Raw genomic sequence first — 20668 nt, forward strand, 5'->3', positions numbered from 1 at the left:
CCTCACCGAATCTGGCGGCTCAGCAGAAGCGTTTTGATCGCTGGCGTCACGAATACAATCATGATCGTCCGCACGAAGCGATAGACATGCTCAGACCGGCCGAGATTTACCGTCCCAGTGCCCGGCGTCTTGGTGAAAAAGGGGTCAGTGAAAAAGGGGTCAAACGGTCAGTGAAAAAGGGGTCAAACGCAAAATTTAAAGATCCACGAATTGGTTTTAGTTTACAGGATGCACCACGGACGCCGGGGCCGGCGTCCCTCCATGGATTTGGTTTTTATCCGAACAGTGACCCTTGGCCGTCTTTTGGCATGGGGAGGCCTACGGTTTGCCAGCCTTTGGCGGTGAGGACTCTTCCTTGGGCGGTGCGTTGGAGATAGCCTTCCTGGATGAGGAAGGGTTCGTGGACGTCTTCTAACGTTTGGACTTCCTCCCCTACTCCTACGGCCAGTGACTTTAGGCCCACCGGGCCGCCGTTATAGTTCTCACCCATGAAGCGTAGGAGGCGTTTGTCCATTTCATCGAGGCCGTTGGCGTCGATCTCGAGCAGATCCAAGGCGGCAGCGGCGGTTTTGCGGTCAAGCGTTCCGTCGGAGCGTTCCTGGGCGAAGTCGCGGGCGAAGAGGATGAGGTTGTTGAGGATGCGTGGGGTTCCACGGGCCCGACCGGCCAGCTCCTTTAAACCGTCCGTTTCGGCCTCTAGCTCCAGAAGGCTACAGGAGCGTTTGGCGATGGTGAGGAGATCCAACTGGTTGTAGTATTCGAGCCGCGATTGGAGGGTGAAGCGGTTCCGCAGGGGGGCAGTCAGGAGTCCTACCCGCGTGGTTGCTCCGACCAAGCAGAACTTGGGCAGGGAGAGTCGCACGGTTCGGGCGTTGGGCCCCTGATCGATCAGGATGTCGATGTAGAAATCCTCGATCGCAGTGTAGAGATACTCCTCGACCGTTTTCGGGATCCGATGAATTTCGTCGATAAAGAGAATTTCTCCATCTTCCAACGAGGTGAGCACTCCGGCGAGATCACTGGGCTTGTCGATGACCGGGCCGGAGATGACCCGGACGGCGACGTCCATCTCCGCGCCAAGGATGTGGGCGAGGGTCGTTTTTCCTAACCCCGGAGGACCACTGAGCAAGACGTGGTTGAGCGACTCGCCGCGTCCTCTGGCCGCACGGGCCATCACCTGTAGTCGCTCCACCGTTTTTCGCTGCCCGGTGAAGGCAGAAAAATCCCCCGGTCGCAAACGGTTCGCTTGTTCCTGCGGCTCTTCGCGACTCGCCGCCCGCAGGAATTCGGCGCCGTTCGGGCCGGGGGGGATCTCAGCCATGAGAAAATTTTGTGAAACTGGTGGTGGGTGCGAGGTCAGCAGTTCTGTGCGCCGTTGATGCGTGTCTCAAGGGTCCCCTTTCGGCGGCTGAAGCCGCCGCTCCTTGCAGACGAAATGAAGCGTGGGAGGACCAGGCACCCTCGTCATCCCATTCGACTCGCTCGGGGCAGGCGGCCTCAAGGCCGATGCTACACTGGGCGCTGAAACCACTGAAACCACCGATCATCACTGGCAAGCCTCGCACTCTTCGCCGTTGCGCATCGCTTCGAGGCTGCAGGCCTTTACCTCTTCCTCGGTGTATTCCTTCTTTCCGGCGTGACCGCGGACTTCCTTCTTCACGCTTACGGTTGCCTTCTCGATGTTCGAGGCACCCAGCGAGCGGAGGTAGTAGGTCGTCTTGAGACCCTTTCGCCATGCCGCACGATACATGTGCGAGAGGGTCTTGAGGTCGGGAGTGGCGAGGAAGAGGTTCACCGACTGCGCTTGGTCGATCCACTTCTGCCGCCGGGCCGCCGCATCGATGAACGCTTCGAAGGGAATCTCAAAGGCGGTCTTGTAGAGCACCTGCAGGTCGTCCGGGATGTTCTTCACCGAAGCCAGTTCGCCGTCGAAATACTTCAGCTCGTCGCGGGTTTCCTTTGTCCAGAGGCCCCGCTTCTTCAAGTCGCGGACCAAAGACCCGTTGAGCACTACAAAGTCGCCCGAGAGATTACTCTTTACGAAGAGATTCTTGTAGGTCGGCTCGATGCAGGGGGAAGTTCCCATAATGTTCGAGATGGTTGCCGTGGGGGCAATCGCCAGAACGTTGCTGTTCCGCATGCCCTGCTTGGCGATTTTCTCGCGGACGGGAGCCCAGTTCATTTTTCCGCCGTGAGGGATATCGAGAGGGATGCCGCGTTCATCTTCTAAAATTTCCAAGGTATCCTGCGGCAATAAACCTCGATCCCACTTGGAACCCGAGTAGCTGGAGTAAGTGCCCCGCTCTTCGGCCAAGTCACTCGATGCTTCGTAGGCGTAGAAGGCAATGGCCTCCATAAACTCGTCGTTGAACTCAACCGCTTCGGCGGACTCGAACGGCTGTCCTCTTTTGAAAAGGGCGTTCTGTAGCCCCATGACGCCCAAGCCGATCGGGCGGTGGCGATTGTTCGAAGTTTTCGCGGCTTCCGTCGGGTAGAAGTTGATGTCGATGACGTTGTCGAGAGCGCGGACTGCGATTTGGATCGTGGAACGAAGCTTCTCGTGGTCGAGGTTCCCCTGATCGTCGAGATGAGAATCGAGAACGACTGAACCGAGGTTACAGACGGCCGTTTCATCCGCGCCGGTGTTGAGGGTAATTTCAGTGCAAAGGTTGCTGGAGTGAATGACTCCGGCGTGATCCTGCGGGCTGCGGATGTTGCAGGGATCCTTGAAGGTGATCCAAGGATGCCCGGTCTCGAAGAGCATCTTGAGCATGCGCTTCCACACCTCGATCGCCGGAACCTTGGTCCCCTCAATCTCGCCCGCCTCTGCCTTGCGCTCGTATTGCACGTAGCGCTCTTCGAAGGCCCGTCCAAACAGATCATGAAGGTCCGGCACGTCGTTCGACTGGAAGAAAGTCCAATCCCCGCGGTCCTCCATTCGCTTCATGAAGAGGTCCGGGATCCAATTGGCGGTGTTCATGTCGTGGGTCCGGCGGCGGTCGTCGCCCACATTTTTCCTCAACTCGAGGAAGTCGAAAAGATCGTTGTGCCAGGTTTCGAGGTAGGCGCAGCCGGAACCGCGGCGCTTGCCCCCCTGATTGACCGCTACCAGTTGGTCGTTGTGGAGCTTGAGGAAGGGAATGACTCCCTGGCTCTCCCCATTCGTCCCCTTGATGTAGCTACCGGTCCCACGAACCGCTGTCCAACTACCCCCGAGACCCCCTGCCCACTTGGAAAGAAAAGCGTTTTCAGCGATACCGCGGTGCATGATGGACTCGATGCTATCGTCCACCTTGTAGAGATAGCAGGACGATAGCTGGGAGTGGAGAGTCCCGGAGTTGAAGAGGGTCGGAGTCGACGAGCAGAAGCGGCGGCTCTTGTAGAGCCCGTAGAGGGAAATGATTTTCGACTCGCGGTCTTCCTTCTCACCAATGAAGAGGCCCATGGCGACCCGCATCCAGAAAAACTGCGGAGTCTCCATCCGCGCCTGCACCTCTGCCTTTTTGTCGATGATCAGGTAGCGGTCGTAGAGGGTTTGCACGCCAAGGTAGTCAAAATCGAGGTCCGCCGAGGGGTCGAGAGCGGCAGAGAGGGTGGTCAGGTCGTAGGCGAGGAGTTTTGGATTCAGCCGGTCAATCTCGACTCCCCTCTTGAGGTAACGCCGGAATCCCTTGATGTGAGCGTCCTTCAACGAGGCGACCCCATCCTTGACAATGTCCCACGGTAAAACCTCTTCATAGATATATGTGAGGAGGATTCGTCCGGCGAAACGGGCAAAGTCAGCGTCGAACTCGATCATCGATTTCGCATTGAGGATGATCGTCCGTTTCAGGTCGGCCTCCTTCATCTCGGCGTAAACGGACCTCCGTAGCTCCGCCTCAATTTCCTCCGAAGTCATGCCGAGCTCCAAACCAATCCGGGCGAACTCGATCCGCTTGCGGAGATCCACCCCATCCCAGAAGAACGAATCCCCGTTCTCCTTTCGGACGACGATCATCGCATCCTGTTTCTCGTCGGCTTCACTGGCCTTGCTGTCCTCCACCCGTTGGCGGGCGCGGTAGGCCCGGTAGAGAATATAGGATTCGGCGGCCTTGAATTGGCCCTGCCTCATCAACTCCTCCTGCACGATGTCCTGGACGTCTTCGATGTGAACGAAGGCGTTGCCAAGGGTGAGGACTCTTTCGGTGACTGCTCGGGAAACCCCGATCGCAGCCTCTGAATCCAGCTCTAGTGAAAGAAAGGCCTTGCGGATCGCGATTTCAATCTTGTTCCGGTTCCAAGGGACGACTTGACCGTTTCGGCGGATGAGTCGGAGTCGGGCAATTTCCTCTGCCGAACCACCCTCTCCGTCGTGAGCACCATCGGAGGCCCCGGCGATTCGCGAAAAGACGAAACTCTTGGCAACATCGTGGGCCTCGTGTTCGATCAGGGCTTTTTCGACCAACAACGAAATGTCGTTCGCCGAAAGCGCCAGCTTCCTTCCGGCATCCGACTGGATCTGCAGGCGGTCGGCCACCTCCTTTGCGACGAGAGCCACAAAGTCTTTGTTCTTGTCCGTGAAGATCTCCTCTTCACGACGGGACAAGAGAAGATTGGTCAGTGCCTCCCCCACCCATTCCGCGATATCCGAGACCCGGAAATCCTTGAGCTCAGACCCATCCTTGATCTTGACCGCTGGTCGCAACTCACCGTTCTCAGTGACTAATGCCCGCCAATCGAACCGAGGCTTATCCTCAACGGGAGCACTGGCGAAGCGCTTCAATTCCTTGTCTTCTTCGAAGGTGATACGGGAGATCATGGCTGGTTTTTCTAGGGGGAAGTTTTCGTTTGTTGAGTGAGGAGCCTAGAGTTCGTCGTCGTCCACTGAGGCAAGCGAGGACGACTTCTGGTACTCGGTAACCCGGCCCTCGAAGAAGTTTTGCTCCTTCTTGATGTCCATCATTTCAGCGAGCCATGGGAACGGGTTCTGCACTCCTGGAGATAGAGGTTCGAGCCCTACTCCCTCCAGGCGGCGGTCCGCGATGAAATCGATGTACTGCAGGAACTCGTCGGAGCTGAGTCCCAGCGCATTGACCGGAAGGCAATCACGGATGAAGGCCTTTTCCAACTCGACCGCCTCCTTCATCAGGTCGATCATTTCCTCGCGGAACTCTTCGGTCCAGATGTCCGGGTTTTCGTCGATCAAATCCATCAGCAGGTTACGGAACACCTCAATGTGGTTTGACTCGTCGCGGAGGGTGTAACGAAACATCTGGCCGATTCCCGGGAACTTGTTCTGCCGGTAAAGGCTGAGGATCATACCGAAGAGGCCGTAGAACTGAGTCCCCTCCATGCACTGTCCGAAGACGAAGAGATTTTTCGCGAAAAGCTGCTTGTTTTCGGTCTGGTGGAGGTCGAGGTCCCTGCGCAGACCGTGGGAGGTCTTGGTCACGAAATCGTTCTTCTGTTTGATCGTTTCGATTTGCTCAAACATCGCCTCGCACTCGTGCGGGTTTACCCCGAGGGAGCTGATCATGTAGAGAAGAGAGTCTGCGTGGATGTTCTCTTCGTGAGCATGCCGTCCAAGAACCAATTTCAGCTCCGGGGCGGTGACCAGCTCGCGCACCACGTGGATGATGTTGTCGCCCACAATACCCTCTGCGGCGGAAAAATAGCCAAGACCCATCATAATGATCCAGCGATCCACATCCGAGAGATCCGTGGTGGACCGCCACTGCTCGACATCCTTCTGCATCGGGATGTCTTCCGGCTCCCAATGATTGGCCTTCATGGTGCGGTACAAATCGTAGGCCCAGGAGTATTTCAGAGGGAGGAGATTGAACGTCATTGTCTCGCGGCCCAAGATGATCTTCTTGGCCGCAAAAGCCTCCTCCGCCTTGTCTTTGTCCAAAACGAAGGTGCGATCGCCGATTGTGTAGGTGGATTCCATGGTATCGTGTTGCTGGTGGTTCGAGTTGTTTGTGCGCGTGCGCTCCGGGTGGGGTCGGAGACTGGATCTGAGGGAAGGCGTAAAAAGTCCTCAGCTGGTTGGGAAAAGAACCCAAAGGAACCCTGCAACCAGTGCTGACTTGGTCATCGGGTAGTAATCACAAGAATTTAAAATCTTCAGTCAACCACTAAATAGAGGGTTTTTTGTAAATTTTACCCCAATATATTGTGGTTTTGAGGTATTTACGTGGAATTTACCGAAATTTCTCCCTTCCAGACAAAAACAGCATTTGTGATGAAACTGTCACGAAGAGCGGGGAGGTAACACCACCGTCCAAGACCGTTCCCAAAGACCGAATTCCCCGCAAGAAAAAGTTATCCACAAAGTTATTCGGAACTTCCCCATCCGCTTCCAAATTGGTGCCAATTTCTTCGATAATTTCGCCCGTCGCTCCACCCCTTCTGAAATTCGCGGAGAGGAACTGCAAAAATGGTGGGGCACAAGCTCACTTCGATAAGCTCACAACAGGGCAGGCAAGCCGCTTGGATCTTACGGTAGAACGGGGAATTGTTTTGGGAATGCCCGGCTTGCGGAACGCTGCGCCCTACCTCTGGGCACGATAGTTTAGAAATGCCTTTCGAAAGTTATCGAAATCGGTAGGGCGAAGGCTCTGGCAAGCCGGGCATTTCTGTAACACTCCACGTTACGATTTCACCAATGCTTGGGTTCCCGAATGTCACTTAGAGAGATCGTTTTAACATAAATCTTCGTTTTGAATTTATAGTGGCGCGGCTTGCCGGAGCCTGCGCCCTACCTTTTGAAATCATTCTTCACATCTTCCCCACCTACTATCACTCCCTCCCCTCAGCCTCACTGCATAAGTATTTGGACCGGGATTTATTGGAGCCTTCTCGTTTCACGGTACCCGATTTCGATTTGGATACCGACAGCGATTTCGGTTTACTTTCGCTGCGGTCGTTAAAAACTCGAGATGCGGAGAACGGATGTCCTACAACTTCTACACTTTTTTTCACCTTCTTGGCTTGATCCTGCTTAGCCTTGGTCTCGGGGCGCTACTTGCGCGCGCGGTTCTCGCGCCGGAGAACAAATCATTTCGGATCGGCGGTGCGATCGTCGCTGGATTTGGGATGATATTCCTTCTTGTAGCGGGCTTCGGAATGCAGGCGAAAGGCGGGTATGGTTGGCCCCTTTGGCTTAACCTGAAAGTAGTGATCTGGCTTCTGCTCGGAGCCGTATTCACGACCATCAAGCGAAAGCCCGAATGGAATGTGATGCTCTGGGTTTCGGTCATCGTATTGACCGGACTTGCCGCCTGGCTCGGTGTATTTGGAAAGCTGACACCCGCGCTGCAATAGGGAGTGGATGAACGACATCGCGAAGAAAAAGCGAATCTGTCTCTACGGAGGAACGTTTGACCCGATTCACATGGGTCACCTCCTCATTGCTGAGGATGCGCTCCTTCACGCGGATCTGGACGAGGTGATCTTTTTGCCCGCTTACTCCGCCCCCCTTCGTAGTGAAGAACCATCGACGCCAGCTTCAGAGCGTCTGGCTATGGTGCGGTTGGCGGTAGAGGGTTTTGAAAAGTTCACGGTTGATGACTATGAGGTCCGCCAAGGAAAGCGGATGTTTACCATCGATACGGTTGCCCATTTCGCGAAGCGCCTTCCCGATGCGAAACTCTTTTTCCTGATTGGGTTCGATCAGTTGAAGCAACTGGATGACTGGAGAGGAGTCGAAGAACTCAAAAAGACGGTGACTTTTCTGTGTGCCCAACGCGGCGACGAAACACCTGTGTCGTATGACCACTCCGCTGTCTCTCTGCTTCCACCACGCCGAATCGACATTAGCGCCACTGAGATCAGGGACAGGGTAGCGAAGCGAGAATCCGTTCGGTCGCTTCTTCCCCAAGCGGTGGCCGACTACCTAGAGAAGAAGCGTCTCTACCGTCGTGGCTGAAACCCGCTACTGCAAACACTGCGGTTCTCCGATTCCTCCGGATTTACCGGGTGATTTCTGCTGCGCTGGCTGTGCTCACGTCCATCAACTCATTGAGGACCGTGGACTGGACCGCTTCTACACGCTGCGCGGAAAGACCATTGAACCGGTTTCACCCGCTGCTCTGCGTCCGGCAAATTTCGAGTGGCTGGAATCTGCCGCATCCGCAGCGGAAAAGGAGGGCGAATCGGCCCACCTAACTCTGGATTTGAAGGGGATCTCCTGCATTGGCTGTGTTTGGATGTTGGAGGAACTGTTCCGTCGCCGGGAAGGCGGGCGAAGATTTTCGGTAAATCCCCAAACCGGAAGAGCGGACCTTGAATGGAAACCGGGAGTCTTTTCACCAGCCGATTTCGCCGAGGAGATCCTTCGCTTTGGCTACCGGCTGGCACCCGCACATCAAGTCGGCCACTCCGAATCGGGTCCGCTTTTGAGTCGACTGGGAGTTTGTGGCTTCCTCGCGCTCAACACGATGCTCTTCACCCTGCCCGGCTATCTCGGAATGGACGAGGATTTTGCCTTTGCGGAGCTGTTCGATCTACTCGCCCTCCTTTTTGCCACGATCAGCTTTGGAGTTGGCGGACTCTGGTTCGTCGCTCGGGCGTGGGATGCTGCAAAAATGGGTGTTCTCCATATCGACCTGCCTATTGCCATTGGCGTCTCTGCCGCGTGGGCCGGTTCGATAATCGGCTGGCTAGTCGATCGGGAGAATCTCGTGTATTTCGACTTCGTCGCGATCTTTCTCTTTCTCATGCTGGCAGGCCGATGGCTGCAGGAGAGGTCGATCGAGAAGAACCGGGCCCTCGCGCAATCGACCGATCTCGCCAACCTGACCTACAGCCCGACCAGCGGTAACGAAAGGCTCGCAGCCTCGCAGTTCAAACCAGGACTGGAGTATTCGGTCGAACCCGGAACCACCCTACCCGTCCTCTCCCGGCTGGAAAAAGAAAGTGCGTCATTCAGCCTGGAAAACATGAATGGCGAGGCCGACGCAGTTCTGTTTTCAAAGGGGTCCCGCATTCCCTCCGGCGCAATTCTCACCAGCGGCCAAGCCGTGCAACTGACGGCTCTGGAGCCGTGGAAAGACTCGCTTCTTCAACGCCTAACTTCCGAGTCAGCCGAGCCAGCCCGAAACCTTCTCCTCGAAAAGGTGCTAGCGGTCTACACCGCCGTTGTCATTGCAATCGCAATACTGGGTGGAACGGCTTGGGCCGTCTTTGCCGAACCGTTTTCGGGTCTTCAAGTGGCGATCTCCGTTCTCGTGGTCTCCTGCCCCTGCTCACTCGGGATCGCCTGGCCGCTGATCAACGACATTTCCGCAGTAAAACTACGGAAACGTGGAGTTTACTTGAGAGAAGTCAGTCTCTGGGCACGACTGCCTCGCCTTACGGATGTCGTTTTTGACAAAACCGGCACCCTTACCCTCGAAAACCCAAGACTTGCGAACCCGGAAGTTCTCGAATCTCTCTCACCCAAAGAAAAATCGATTCTACTCGCTCTGGTCGAAACCAGCTTTCATCCGGTCGGCCGAAGCCTGCGCGAGGAATTGATTCAGCGAGGCGTGCGCCCGGAAACCCTTGCCGCACTCACTGAAACCCCTGGAGCAGGAGTTGCAGGAAAAACCGAGACGGAAGAATGGACTTTAGGGAAATCCGGATGGAAGACGGATGCAATCCCGGACCAAACGAACGAAACCGTCTTTTCAAAAGACGGCGTCGCAATTGCCTCATTCACCTTCACTGACTCGATCCGCAGCGGTGCAGCCGCCGAACTGACCTATCTACTGAACCAGGGCTTTCGCCTCGCAATCCTTAGCGGTGACCTGCAGGAGAAGGTGGATCGACTCGCAGCCACTCTTCCCATCCCACCAGAACGTGCGCTCGGAAAACTGGATCCAGGGGAGAAAGCCGCTTGGATCGAAAAGAACGCAAAGTCGTCCACGCTCATGATTGGAGACGGGGCCAACGATGCGCTTGCTTTTTCGAAAGCGCTTTGTCGGGGAACACCGCTTCTTGACAAAGGACTGCTCGAATCCCGAAGTGACTTTTTCTTCACTGGAAGAGATCTATCCGGAATCCGGGTGCTGTTTGAGACCGCAAAAAGGCGCTCTCGGCTTTTGCGACAGGTCTTTACCTTTGCCGTAATCTACAACATCGCCGCGATTGCCCTCTGTCTTGCGGGTTGGATGAACCCGCTCCTCGCGGCCATCCTTATGCCGACCAGTGCGTTGCTGACGCTGGCACGGGCGGCGCAGATGCGGAAGAGTTAGAAACTTAATGACCATGATAGCCGCGAAAGAGCGCTGAATCTGATCTGGGTTATCGCGAACACCCTGCGCATTTCTCCGCCACTTGGGAGGGCCTGGCTCCCCGCCTACGCTAGAGCTACGGCGGGCGGGCCGCTCGGACCGGGGTGTCCAGCAAACAGTGCCGAGTCTGATTTCGGGACTACGGCGGCGTTCTTTGGACGAACTGTTGGACGGGACAGAGCCCGTCCCTCCCGCTTGCGCACAGAACTTCTTTCTAGGATCGCGCGAAAGTACCCATTCTTAATTTAGGTTGCGGAGTTGAGGGCGCGAAGGTCCAATTCCCATCGTAATCAAATTGATGCAGTCGTGTTTTTTGGGTCGTTTTCGAAATCATGGAAGAATGGAGCGGCGGCTTTAGCCGCCGGACAGCGCAAAAGTGGGCTTCGACGGTCAGGAGCAGACGCTCCAAACGATGTAATTTCGCACCTCCCGTTACACCACTTGTCTGCAATCCACCGCAATGAGCCGTATTGAAATCCTACCCGACCACGTCGCGAACCAGATCGCTGCTGGTGAAGTAGTGGAACGTCCGGTTGCCGTGGTCAAAGAGCTTTTGGAAAACAGTCTTGATGCAGGTGCAACCCGGATTCGGATCGAGGCAAAACGAGGTGGAAAGAGTTTCATCAAGGTCAGTGACAACGGATTGGGAATGACCAAAGAAGAAGGCCTTCTTAGCCTGAAAAGACACGCGACCAGCAAGATACGACTTGCTGAAGATCTCCTTCGCGTCTCTTCCTTTGGATTCCGCGGGGAAGCCCTTCCCTCGATTGCCAGTGTTTCAGACTTCACTCTTTTGACTCGTCCGAAATCAAGCGAAAGCGGGGTCCGCATTGACGTTTCCAACGGGAAAGTGATGGACTCGCGTGAAGACTCAATTCCCACGGGAACGACCATTGAGGTCGCGCGGCTTTTCAGCACGGTTCCGGCACGGCGGAAGTTTCTGAAGACGGATCAAACCGAGGCGGTACACATCACCCAGATGGTGCGCATCTTTGCCCTCGCCCATCCATCTGTTGGTTTCACTCTACTCCTCGACGGACGGGAGGTGATCAATACTCCCCCCTGCCCGGGTCTACCGGAGCGGATCGCGGAAATTTGGGGCCGGAAAACCCTGCGCAACAGTCTCCCGTTCGAGCGCCGATCCGGGTCGCTTTTCCTTTACGGAAGAATGGGAAAGCCTCCCCTGAGCAAGGCGACCCGTCAGGACTTGATCTGCGTCGTAAACGGACGACCGGTTGAGAGTCGGACCATCCAATACGGCATTCTTGAGGCCTGCACCGGATTCCTCCCCAAGGGTCGCTATCCGGTCGCCTTCTTTTTTCTGGAAATTCAGCCGGAGGCGATTGATGTCAATGTCCACCCGACCAAACGGGAGATCCGTTTTCGCGATGAACCGCAGGTGAGGCGTATCGTAGTCGAGACCGTTCTCGACCTTCTTCTTGATCAAGCCAATCAGGCTCCCACCTCCCTCTTTCCCGCGGAAGAAGGCGGACAAAAGCCATCGTTTCAACCGGTTCAACCTGCGCCGGAAAAACCATTGGGGAGATTTCCCGAGAACGGGGTGCTTCCGCAAAAAACACCTCCAACCGCGATTCCAGTCCGGCCCGAAGCTGGATCGTCACTTTCTCCGTATCGGCCGAACTCTCTTCAACCATCAAAGAAAAATGCTTGGCAGTGGATCGGGCGGATGGGACCCGCCACCTTATTGTTCCGCTCCTCCAGAGGTCTGATCATCTTTCATCCGCGTGCAGCTTCGGAACGGGTCCTCTACGAGCAGTTTCTCCGAGAATCAGAAGAAGGATCAATCCCCACGCAGGGCCTGTTGATTCCGCAAACCTTCGAATGGGAACCCCTCCCGGGCCAATGCCTCGAAGAGAATAAGGAAGCCTTTCTTGAGCAGGGGTTCGAGGTCGAATCGTTCGGAAAGAACTTCTTCCGTGTTTCGGCAGTTCCGGCTTGGTTCGAACCCAGTCAGGCGGAGCAGTTCCTCAGTGACGCGGTCGCCTTGATTCGAGAGGGCACAATCCGTCCCTCACAGGCCGAACCTTTCCGCGAAAGGATCGCCCAGTTAGCCGCTAAAAACGCCCACCGCAAAGATCGTCTTCTTTCGGAAGAGGAAGCCCAACGGCTGGTTCGACAGCTGCTCCAAACTTCAGTCCCCCACTCCTGCCCCGCAGGCAAACCAACCTTTATCGAGTGGGAGGATACAGAGATGGAGCGGCGGTTTGGGCGGTCGGTGTGAGGTAGGTCTGCCATTTATCATCTTCCAAATGGTAGGGCGCAGTCTGCGACAAGCCGCGCAGTTTGAATAAAAAACGGACGCGGATTTTCTTCCGAGAATAGGATTGGGTTGTGTCTTCAAAGCCGTCCGGCTTGTCACAGACTGCGCCCTACCCATGTTCGGATCCTAATCGTAATCCTACCCGTCATCGTAACCCCAATCGATCTCTGACAGTCTCAGGATGGGTTGGGGTTTACCCGCACCCCTCCCCGTTTCACAGCTGTTGGATATGATCCGATTACGATTACGAGCAGGATTACGATTAGGAATCTACCCCGAGACGACGTAGCGGTTCGCAATTGATATCCCTCTCAGATCTCTCCAAGTGATTGGCGTCAACTCTTCCAGAATTCCAGCGGCACAAAAACGCTAGTCTATGTGCTTTTCGATCGTTGCGATCAACTCGGGTAAGTCATCTTCAATGATTCCCCATACGAGTTCATTGTCGATATGATCGTAACCATGAGCTAGGATATTTCTGAATGAGATCGCACCCCGCCAACCGGTGATTGAACTTTCCAAAAAGCCTTCGTCAGTATCTCTTATACGTTTTAGAGCTTCACCAAGGATTTCAAACTGGCGCTCTACAGCCGAGCTCAGCATCCGGTCGACCTGATAATCCTCAAATTCTTTTTCTTTCAGGAAATCACGGATGGCTTGAGATGCGCGATACGCATCGTAAAGCCATTTTCGAATCTCAATCTCCATAGATTCGAACTCTATCCCGATTCACTTTCTCCTTAAGGAATGGATTTTGAAGGGACTCTTCAGTCAGAATGTCGACTTTCTGGTGAAATCGATCCTCAACGTCATGGAGAAAGCCGAAAAAACGATTCGAAATTCTATCTCTGCGAGGCTTCGAGAATTCGATAATGAGGTCAATGTCGCTATCTTCGTTTTGTTCAGATCTCGCAATCGAGCCAAACGCATCAACGTATGCGATTCGGTGCCTCTCGCATAATAGTGGCATCTCCCGTTTCAGCTCTTCAATCGTGACCACTACTCAATCGTCTATCGACGCTAAGCTGGTTTCAACTTCTTTTTCCGAAGACTACGGCTTGGTGCTGAAAACAATAGCCCGAACAAAATCCTAATCCCCTCGTAATCATAATCACGATCGATCCCACGCTATTACGATTGCGAGTGCGATTTCAGCCCGAGACGACGTAGCGGTTCGCAATCGAGATTCCACTCAACATCGCCCCGACGATCCCTAGGAAACCTTGGTCGGTGCCGCAGAGATAGAGGTTATTGTATGGAGTTGTGCCGTCTTTGGACTTCACCGAAGCGCCGTAAACCGCTCCGCCCAAGTGACCCGTGAATTTTTCTACCGTGAGAGGAGTGAACATGTCGGTTGCGACCGGCGACGGGTTCGAACCTGTTGTGGGTTCTGGGAGGACGGCACGCGCTATGTCCTGCAGCTTCTCATACCAGAGGCTCTTCGCTTCCAAATACTCTTCCTCGTTCAATTCATTCCAGCGATCATAATTGGCGAGAGCGGTCAGCCGCACCACTCCTTCCTTCAGGTTCTGATCTTCCGGATATTGATAATGGTTCGGGATACAAATCACCCCGCTTCGAGGATCGACCAGATCATTCTCCGGTCGGCGATAACGAAACGGTCGTTCCGTCGAAAAAAAAGTAATTGTATCGTCCCATCCGAAAACCGCCGGATTCTCCCGGTAGAGCGAGATGGTCTCCACGAAAGAGAGACGTCCCACCGGCTCCACTTGAGAAACTGTTCCGCACAGATGGTTGGTCTCAACGAGCCCAGCGCTGGAGAGAATTGTATCCGCCGTTACGGTGCTGCCATCATCCAGCTCCAGAGCGGACACTTCGCTACCCTTGGTGTGAATTGTTCTCACACCACAACGCATCCGCCGCTCACCGCCGACTTCCTTCAGTTTCTTCAAGAGGGCACGGATGATGGTCCGCACTCCTTCGATCGGACGAGCGAATCCTTCCAGATACAATGACTGAAAAAGGATCACAAACTGATCGAGATCGAGGTCGTCTTCGGTCGCACTTCCGTAATACAGAATCGGGCACAGCAGCATCTCCCGTAGCAGCGGGTCGGTTATCTTCTCTTCCAGAAACGGTCCCGCCATCTGGCCTCTATCCGAAAGAGCGGTTGCGTCCCGCTCGCCGACGAAATTGACCAGCTCCCGATAGCCGTCGATGCAATCGGGGAAATGGGTCGCGATCTCTTCTTCGAGCAAAGATGGATCGTTGGTAAACCGCATACTCAACTCGGGAAAGTGAATCCGGGAGCCTACTTGAGGATTCAGGTCAAACGCTTCGCGCGGTATCCGCAGTTGACGAAAGATCTTGTTGAGCGGAGCCCCTTTCTGCCCTTTCTCTGCGTAATTGGTCAATGCATGGAGGCCGACATCAAAGACCCTGCCCTGCTGCCGGTAGTAACTGTTGAGCCCTCCCGGAGCCTCGTGCCGTTCCAGAACGAGAACGGACTTTCCCGCCAGAGCGACTCGGATCGCGGCAGCCAAGCCAGACATGCCGGCACCGATGACTACTACGTCATAGTCGCTCATGCTGGGAAGAGAGAGGTGCGAACGCTGAATGTTGAACGCTAAACGTCCAATTCTGAAAGAGCCATCGTTCGACGTTCAGGGTTGGATGGTGAACGTTCGATGTTTCTCGACCGTCAGCAGTGAATCGAGAAGGAACGGCGACTTCAGTCGCCGCAGAGCTCCGATCGGCAGCTAAACCGAATCCGCTGAAGCTTCGATGGTCAGGAGCAGCCGTTCCCCATGAAAACTGGCCGACGTAATCCGGAAACGCACCCCTCAGCGCAGTTTCGAGGCTACCTTGCCTCACGGGCCCTACGCTGCCTCGTTGAACTTCGGGGTCAGGTATTCGCCGCAACTCTCCAAGCTGGCGAGCTTGGGATAGTCTTCTTCGGGAACTTCGATGCCATGCTGTTTTCTCAGCTCCATCACGATATCAAGGAAATCCATGGAATCCAGGTCCAACTGATCCCTCAGCCGAACCTCCGGTTTGATGGACGATAGATCTTCGTCCGGTGCTATCTCCTCGATGATATCAAGGACGATTTTTTGAACTTCTACGTTAGTCATGCAGGGAACACTCAATCATCGAATCGGCGGACAATCAAAGAAGAATTGATCCCCAGCATCCCAAAAGAACTGTTGAGAATCGCCTGCACGTCTACGCCCTCAACCGGCTCATTGATCACGAGGTTTGGAAGTTCGCACTCCGGATCAAGGTTGTCGACGTTGATGGATGGATGGATGACTTTATCCTTAAATGCCGGCAGGTTCCCTGCCAGCTCGAGGGCACCCGCTGCGCCCATGCAGTGTCCGATGTAGCTTTTAGTGTTGTTTACGTGGGTCTTTTTCGACTCGCCAAAAACCGACCGGATTGCCGTGCACTCTTGGATGTCTCCTTGTTTGGTCGCTGTCGCGTGAGTGCTTAGAATATCGATATCGTCGGGGTTCATCTCCGCCATTTTGAGCGCCCTTTCCATACATTCCGCTTGGCGCTCCGAATTCGGTAGCACGTAGTCAGAGGCGTCCGAGTTGATGCACCAGCCTGCGATTTCTCCATGAATGTGAGCGCCCCGCTTCTTTGCATCACTCAAGCGTTCCAGCGTGTAGAGGGCTCCTCCTTCACTGACGACGATACCGTTGCGATCCATATCGAATGGTCGGCTCGCGCAATTCGGATTCTCATGGGTTGCCAGAGCGCCCTGACTACGAAATCCCGCAAAGATCCCAAAACTCCGAATGCTCTCACTGACCCCCCCTGCAATCGCGACATCAACTTCATCCAAAAGAAGCATCTGAGCACCCTGAATCATCCCAGCGTTGCCCGCTGCGCAGGCCGCTCCAATCGTGTAGTGCGGGCCGTGGATACCGAGGTTCAGGGTAATCTCACCCGCCGGATTGTTTGCGACGGTGCGCGGATTGTGGTGGTGGGACCAAAACCGGGTGTCATAGTCAAACTGAGAGATGTTATAGACCTCATTCTCGGTCTCAACATTCCCATGTTCGGTAGTGCCGACATAGACTCCGATGCGGTTGGAATCCATCGCCTCCCACTCCAAACCAGAATCGGCGAGAGACTCCCGAGCACAATAAATAGAAACACTCCCCGCCCGAGTCCCTACACGAAGCTCCCGTTTTTTCTGGTATCGAGTGGCCTCAAAGTCACAGATTCCGGCAGGTGTCACTCCCATGTATCTCAAGTCAATCGTACCGATCCGGGGACGCTTTTCCACCAGATTGGTGCGGTATTCTTCGAGGCTGTTACCATTGGGCGCGGTTAAGCCAACACCCGTGATCACGATCCTCCGGGTATCGTCCTGGCTCACTGAGCTTTTGCCTCCTCGATCTGGTTCAGGCGATTGCGAAGAACACTTTTCGAAATGCCAAGAAGCGCTGCCGCCTTGGTCTGGTTGCCATCACAAGCCTGCATCGAGCGCTCGATCATCGCATGTTCGACCGATTGAAGCACCCTCCCTTCAGCATTTACCTGCAAGTCGGCAAAAAGTTGATCGAGGATAGAGGAGTGGGAGCTTCCGTTGGTGGACACCATCGGGTCGGTCTCGTCCGGCTGCACAAAAGAGGGTGCGGAGGAGACCAGCTCATTCTGCGAAGCATTGTCCCAAGGTAGGTCCGTCTTAAGGATCGTTTCACCCTGAGACACCACCGCACTGCGGTAGATGACATTCTCCAATTCCCGCACGTTTCCGACCCAAGGCTGCGACTTAAGGATTGCCAGTGCTTCATCGGAAATTTTCCTCGGCCGGATCTTCTTCTCCCGCGCAAGCCGCTGCAGGTGGTAGTCGATGATCTCGGGGATGTCATCCCGTCGTTCACGAAGTGGAGGGATCTTGATCCTGAATACGTTCAGGCGGTAGTAAAGGTCTTCCCGGAAATCCTGGGTTTTAACCATCTCCTCGATATCCTTATTGGTCGCTGCAATCACCCGCACGTTGACCTGGATCGGACTTGCGCCACCCACTCGCTGGATTTCGCCTTCCTGGATCGCACGAAGGATCTTCGTCTGAGTAGGAAGGGCCATGTCTCCGATCTCGTCGAGGAACAAGGTCCCTCCATCGCAAAGTTCGAATTTCCCGTTGCGCTGTGAGGTGGCGCCGGTGAAAGACCCTTTTTCGTGACCAAAGAGTTCGCTTTCGATCAGGTTATCGGGAATCGCAGCACAATTGACGGCGATGAAAGACTTCCTTGCCCGTAGGCTGTGGTCGTGAATGCAGCGAGCGATCAGTTCTTTCCCGGTACCACTCTCGCCTGTGATCATAACGGTGGCGTCGCTAGCGGTAACCTGACCCACTTGCTTGAGCACAAGCTGCATTCCCTCCGAACTCCCCACAATTCCTTCGGAATAGTCTTCTACTTTCAGCTTCGACTCGTAGTTCCCGGAAGACTGGCGATCCGAGTGCGCCCGAAGAGCCCGCTCAACCAAATCTATGATCTTATCCGGTTCGAAGGGCTTCATGAGATAGTCAAAAGCGCCATACTTCATCGCCTCAATCGCGGTCTGAGTCGTGCCCTGCGCCGTCATCATGATCACGACTGAGTTCCCTCCGAGCGCACGCAAATTCTGCAGCGTTTCCATTCCGCTCATCCCGCCCATGCGGTTATCGAGAAGAATCACCTCTGGCTGCGAAACCCCTACGTATTCTAGACACTCTTCCCCGCTGCCTGCTTCGACCAGTTTTGCGTCAACTTTGCCCAGCACCCTCTTCAACGAGTAGCGGACCTCCTTGTCATCATCGACAATCAGAATTTCCGGTAGATCTGTTTCTTTAGTTATCGCCATCCAAATCTCTACCGATTAGAGAATGGTTCCCTTGTTGGCAAGGCTTTGGGGTGAATTGGATTTGGAAGGCAAAACCCCGGATTATCGGACTTTCTCAGTCTACAGGCGACTTTTGGTTGCGCGGACTGAGGTTTAATTCTATCCACCAGACCATGAAGTGCACTTGGACCCTTACCCTACCCATGATCGCTCTCCTCGTCGGTTGTGGACCTTCATCCGAATCGCCGACTGGGCTCCTTCCCGAAGCAGAAAGAGCCCCTCAATTCGACCGGACCTCGGAATTCCTGCAACTCGGGGGAGTCTTCTACGCCTTCATCGACTTGACCGATGAACCGGAAAAACTGGGCGAAACGCTGAACGCCGCAGTAAGCTCGATGCAGGAGAGCGTTCCCGGAATGCCACCCCTACCCCTCAACTTTGTTCAGGTGATGGATGTGCTCGGATTGTCTGCTCTCGACGCAATCGGAATGAGCTCCAACCAGATTGGTGAGGACTTTTTTCACAACCGCTCGATCCTCTACTTCCCCGAGGGTGTAAAAGGGCTGTTTCGGGTTTTTGGTGATTCCGCCGGACCCTTTGATTCTGTAGAGCTCGCCCCTGCTGACGCAGACCTTGTTCTGGAGTTTTCCTACGAACCGACGGTTCTCCGTGACACCGTTCTCGCGGTTGCGGATGCATTGGCAGGGCCTATTGGCCGAGGCGCAGTTGCCGCACCACTCAGCCGTGGCCTCCCGCAACTCGGTGGCAGAACGATCAATCAGCTTTTTGAATCCGCCGGGAACCGAATGATTTTGATCCTCGACCTCGATTTGGAAAAACCGCTGTATGTCGGAGGATTTGCCGGCTTCCCCACTCCCAAAATGCTTCTGGTCGTCGACGGCGCACTCGAGCTGGTGGAATCCATGAAACCGGCCGTAGCCCCTCACCCTTCACTCAACTGGGAAGAGACCACGACCGGGTTCGAAATCACCTCAAATGAAATCGCTCCACCCCCATTTGATTTTCTGAATCCCGTGATCACGGGCGACCGTGCTACTGGCCGGATGATTTTTGCCACCAATCCGGAGTTTCTTAATAGTTGCTTGGGAAGTGATCCAAAACTGCGGGATTCGGAAGCATTCAAAACCGCAGCGAACTTTCTTCCACCGGAGGGAGTGTCTTTTACCTATGCAACGCCTGAGCTGATTGAAGGAATCAAGCAGGCTGTAGAGACATCCATGGCGATGACTCCTGGTAGAGACCTCAGGTTCAATACGCTGCTCACCGCCTTAATCCCACCCCTTCCTCAACCAATTGCTTCTGTCTCTACCGTTGGACCCGAGGGAATTTACACGGCTTCCAACCTAAACACCTCTCACCGAACCACCGTAGCCAACCTCGCCATTCAACCAGCTGCTTTACTTGCAGGTGTGGGCTCCGCGATGGCTATCCCAGCTGTCCAAAAAGTAAGGGAAACCTCCCAGCAAAAGGCAGTTCTGAACAATCTCAGGCAAGTTGCGTCCGCCGGGCAGCAATACATGCTAGAAGAGGGATTGGACAGTGCTCCCTACAATGCTCTTGAGGGGGAGTATTTTGTTCCAATTTCTCCTGTGAATGGTGAAGACTACACCGAACTTGTGGTGAACTCTTCCGGGGGCACCCTCAGCGTCACGATGAACAACGGTGACACTGTGGAATACAGCTACTAGAGCCTAAAGCGAATTCAGTATCACAACCCGAGCTTTTGCAGCTTCGGCCGGATCACAAAGGCACAATACGGAGCATTCGGTTTGTTCGCGTAGTAGTCTTGGTGGTAATCCTCCGCTCGGTAGAACTTCTCCAGCAGTGTAATTTCTGTCACGATTGGCGACGAGAATGACTTTTGAGCTTCGTCCATTGAGTTTCTCGCAACCGACTCCTGTTGATCGGAGGAAGGGAGAATGATCGAACGATACTGTGAGCCAACATCGGCACCCTGACGGTCTTTTGTCGTGGGATCATGACACCTCCAGAAGACCGAAAGGATCTCATCAAGAGTGGTTACTGACGGATCAAAGGTGATTTGGACCACCTCCGCGTGTCCGGTTGATCCGCTGCAGACTTGCTCGTAGCTAGGATCCACGACTTCGCCTCCGGCATAGCCGGAAACTACATCCAGCACACCTTCAAGGTCTTCAAAGACCGCTTCCAAACACCAAAAACAACCTCCACCAAGGACGATCGCATCTGTTTCATTTTCCATGAAAGTAGGATCGTTGAAGATGGACCAGATTGCAAACGGGCCTCAGGCTCAAGGGAGGGTCCGAGTTCGCCCGCACCTGCACTCAGT

General features: G+C 54.7%; 14 protein-coding genes and 1 pseudogene. 5 read left to right on the top strand and 10 right to left on the bottom strand.

Annotated features, from left to right (window positions below):
- Nucleotides 1-274: 274 nt before the first annotated feature.
- The 3 genes and pseudogenes from ruvB to AAGJ81_14815 form a co-directional block, all read right to left on the bottom strand.
- Nucleotides 275-1321 (bottom strand): Holliday junction branch migration DNA helicase RuvB, encoded by a 1047-nt coding sequence (gene ruvB, locus AAGJ81_14805; protein ID MEM0967415.1) that lies wholly within the window; start codon nucleotides 1319-1321, stop codon nucleotides 275-277.
- A gap of 225 nt (nucleotides 1322-1546) precedes the next feature.
- The gene (locus tag AAGJ81_14810) at nucleotides 1547-4798 is read right to left on the bottom strand and encodes a ribonucleoside-diphosphate reductase subunit alpha (GenBank protein ID MEM0967416.1); all 3252 of its coding nucleotides are present in this window, start codon (nucleotides 4796-4798) and stop codon (nucleotides 1547-1549) included.
- Nucleotides 4799-4843: 45 nt separating this feature from the next.
- A pseudogene (locus AAGJ81_14815) lies at nucleotides 4844-5938 on the bottom strand (ribonucleotide-diphosphate reductase subunit beta).
- A 995-nt stretch (nucleotides 5939-6933) separates the two neighbouring features.
- On the opposite strand from AAGJ81_14815, the gene AAGJ81_14820 reads away from it, so the two are divergent.
- The 4 genes from AAGJ81_14820 to mutL all read left to right on the top strand — a co-directional run bounded on the left by AAGJ81_14820 (nucleotide 6934) and on the right by mutL (nucleotide 12498).
- Nucleotides 6934-7305: a hypothetical protein gene (locus AAGJ81_14820; GenBank protein MEM0967417.1), complete on the top strand. Its 372-nt coding sequence runs from the start codon at nucleotides 6934-6936 to the stop codon at nucleotides 7303-7305.
- A 7-nt stretch (nucleotides 7306-7312) separates the two neighbouring features.
- On the top strand, nucleotides 7313-7909 hold the full coding sequence (nadD, locus tag AAGJ81_14825) for a nicotinate (nicotinamide) nucleotide adenylyltransferase (GenBank protein MEM0967418.1): 597 nt from the start codon (nucleotides 7313-7315) through the stop codon (nucleotides 7907-7909).
- Complete coding sequence (locus AAGJ81_14830; GenBank protein ID MEM0967419.1) at nucleotides 7902-10217, top strand: heavy metal translocating P-type ATPase metal-binding domain-containing protein; 2316 nt, start codon at nucleotides 7902-7904, stop codon at nucleotides 10215-10217. Before nadD ends, AAGJ81_14830 begins: the two co-directional genes overlap by 8 nt.
- 499 nt (nucleotides 10218-10716) lie before the next feature.
- On the top strand, nucleotides 10717-12498 hold the full coding sequence (gene mutL / locus AAGJ81_14835) for a DNA mismatch repair endonuclease MutL (protein MEM0967420.1): 1782 nt from the start codon (nucleotides 10717-10719) through the stop codon (nucleotides 12496-12498).
- Nucleotides 12499-12906: 408 nt separating this feature from the next.
- On the opposite strand, the gene AAGJ81_14840 is transcribed toward mutL, so the two are convergent.
- From AAGJ81_14840 to AAGJ81_14865, 6 genes are all read right to left on the bottom strand, one after another.
- Nucleotides 12907-13245, bottom strand: a complete 339-nt coding sequence (locus tag AAGJ81_14840) for a HepT-like ribonuclease domain-containing protein (protein ID MEM0967421.1) — start codon at nucleotides 13243-13245, stop codon at nucleotides 12907-12909.
- The gene (locus AAGJ81_14845; protein ID MEM0967422.1) at nucleotides 13235-13507 is read right to left on the bottom strand and encodes a nucleotidyltransferase domain-containing protein; all 273 of its coding nucleotides are present in this window, start codon (nucleotides 13505-13507) and stop codon (nucleotides 13235-13237) included. The genes AAGJ81_14840 and AAGJ81_14845 overlap by 11 nt, the downstream gene beginning before the upstream one ends.
- A 181-nt stretch (nucleotides 13508-13688) precedes the next feature.
- Nucleotides 13689-15086, bottom strand: a complete 1398-nt coding sequence (locus AAGJ81_14850; GenBank protein ID MEM0967423.1) for an NAD(P)/FAD-dependent oxidoreductase — start codon at nucleotides 15084-15086, stop codon at nucleotides 13689-13691.
- A gap of 291 nt (nucleotides 15087-15377) precedes the next feature.
- A complete protein-coding gene (locus AAGJ81_14855) occupies nucleotides 15378-15632 on the bottom strand; it encodes a phosphopantetheine-binding protein (GenBank protein ID MEM0967424.1) in 255 nt (84 codons plus the stop codon).
- Between the two features lie 11 nt (nucleotides 15633-15643).
- Nucleotides 15644-16888, bottom strand: a complete 1245-nt coding sequence (locus AAGJ81_14860; GenBank protein MEM0967425.1) for a beta-ketoacyl-[acyl-carrier-protein] synthase family protein — start codon at nucleotides 16886-16888, stop codon at nucleotides 15644-15646.
- Nucleotides 16885-18360, bottom strand: coding sequence for a sigma-54 dependent transcriptional regulator (locus AAGJ81_14865; GenBank protein MEM0967426.1), 1476 nt, complete (start codon nucleotides 18358-18360; stop codon nucleotides 16885-16887). The genes AAGJ81_14860 and AAGJ81_14865 overlap by 4 nt, the downstream gene beginning before the upstream one ends.
- A gap of 152 nt (nucleotides 18361-18512) precedes the next feature.
- On the opposite strand from AAGJ81_14865, the gene AAGJ81_14870 reads away from it, so the two are divergent.
- On the top strand, nucleotides 18513-20048 hold the full coding sequence (locus tag AAGJ81_14870; GenBank protein MEM0967427.1) for a hypothetical protein: 1536 nt from the start codon (nucleotides 18513-18515) through the stop codon (nucleotides 20046-20048).
- 20 nt (nucleotides 20049-20068) lie between these two features.
- On the opposite strand, the gene msrA is transcribed toward AAGJ81_14870, so the two are convergent.
- Nucleotides 20069-20581, bottom strand: a complete 513-nt coding sequence (gene msrA, locus AAGJ81_14875; GenBank protein MEM0967428.1) for a peptide-methionine (S)-S-oxide reductase MsrA — start codon at nucleotides 20579-20581, stop codon at nucleotides 20069-20071.
- Between the last annotated feature and the right edge of the window lie 87 nt (nucleotides 20582-20668).

Source organism: Verrucomicrobiota bacterium, from assembly GCA_038744685.1.
Lineage (GTDB): Bacteria > Verrucomicrobiota > Verrucomicrobiia > Opitutales > Puniceicoccaceae > Puniceicoccus.

Bases quoted from the DNA above. Each gene is read 5' to 3' on its own strand.
- AAGJ81_14855 (MEM0967424.1), bottom strand. From the start codon at position 15,632: ATGACTAACGTAGAAGTTCAAAAAATCGTCCTTGATATCATCGAGGAG.
- AAGJ81_14850 (MEM0967423.1), bottom strand. From the start codon at position 15,086: ATGAGCGACTATGACGTAGTAGTCATCGGTGCCGGCATGTCTGGCTTG.
- ruvB (MEM0967415.1), bottom strand. From the start codon at position 1,321: ATGGCTGAGATCCCCCCCGGCCCGAACGGCGCCGAATTCCTGCGGGCG.
- AAGJ81_14840 (MEM0967421.1), bottom strand. From the start codon at position 13,245: ATGGAGATTGAGATTCGAAAATGGCTTTACGATGCGTATCGCGCATCT.
- AAGJ81_14870 (MEM0967427.1), top strand. From the start codon at position 18,513: ATGAAGTGCACTTGGACCCTTACCCTACCCATGATCGCTCTCCTCGTC.
- AAGJ81_14865 (MEM0967426.1), bottom strand. From the start codon at position 18,360: ATGGCGATAACTAAAGAAACAGATCTACCGGAAATTCTGATTGTCGAT.
- AAGJ81_14820 (MEM0967417.1), top strand. From the start codon at position 6,934: ATGTCCTACAACTTCTACACTTTTTTTCACCTTCTTGGCTTGATCCTG.
- AAGJ81_14810 (MEM0967416.1), bottom strand. From the start codon at position 4,798: ATGATCTCCCGTATCACCTTCGAAGAAGACAAGGAATTGAAGCGCTTC.
- AAGJ81_14845 (MEM0967422.1), bottom strand. From the start codon at position 13,507: ATGCCACTATTATGCGAGAGGCACCGAATCGCATACGTTGATGCGTTT.
- mutL (MEM0967420.1), top strand. From the start codon at position 10,717: ATGAGCCGTATTGAAATCCTACCCGACCACGTCGCGAACCAGATCGCT.
- msrA (MEM0967428.1), bottom strand. From the start codon at position 20,581: ATGGAAAATGAAACAGATGCGATCGTCCTTGGTGGAGGTTGTTTTTGG.
- nadD (MEM0967418.1), top strand. From the start codon at position 7,313: ATGAACGACATCGCGAAGAAAAAGCGAATCTGTCTCTACGGAGGAACG.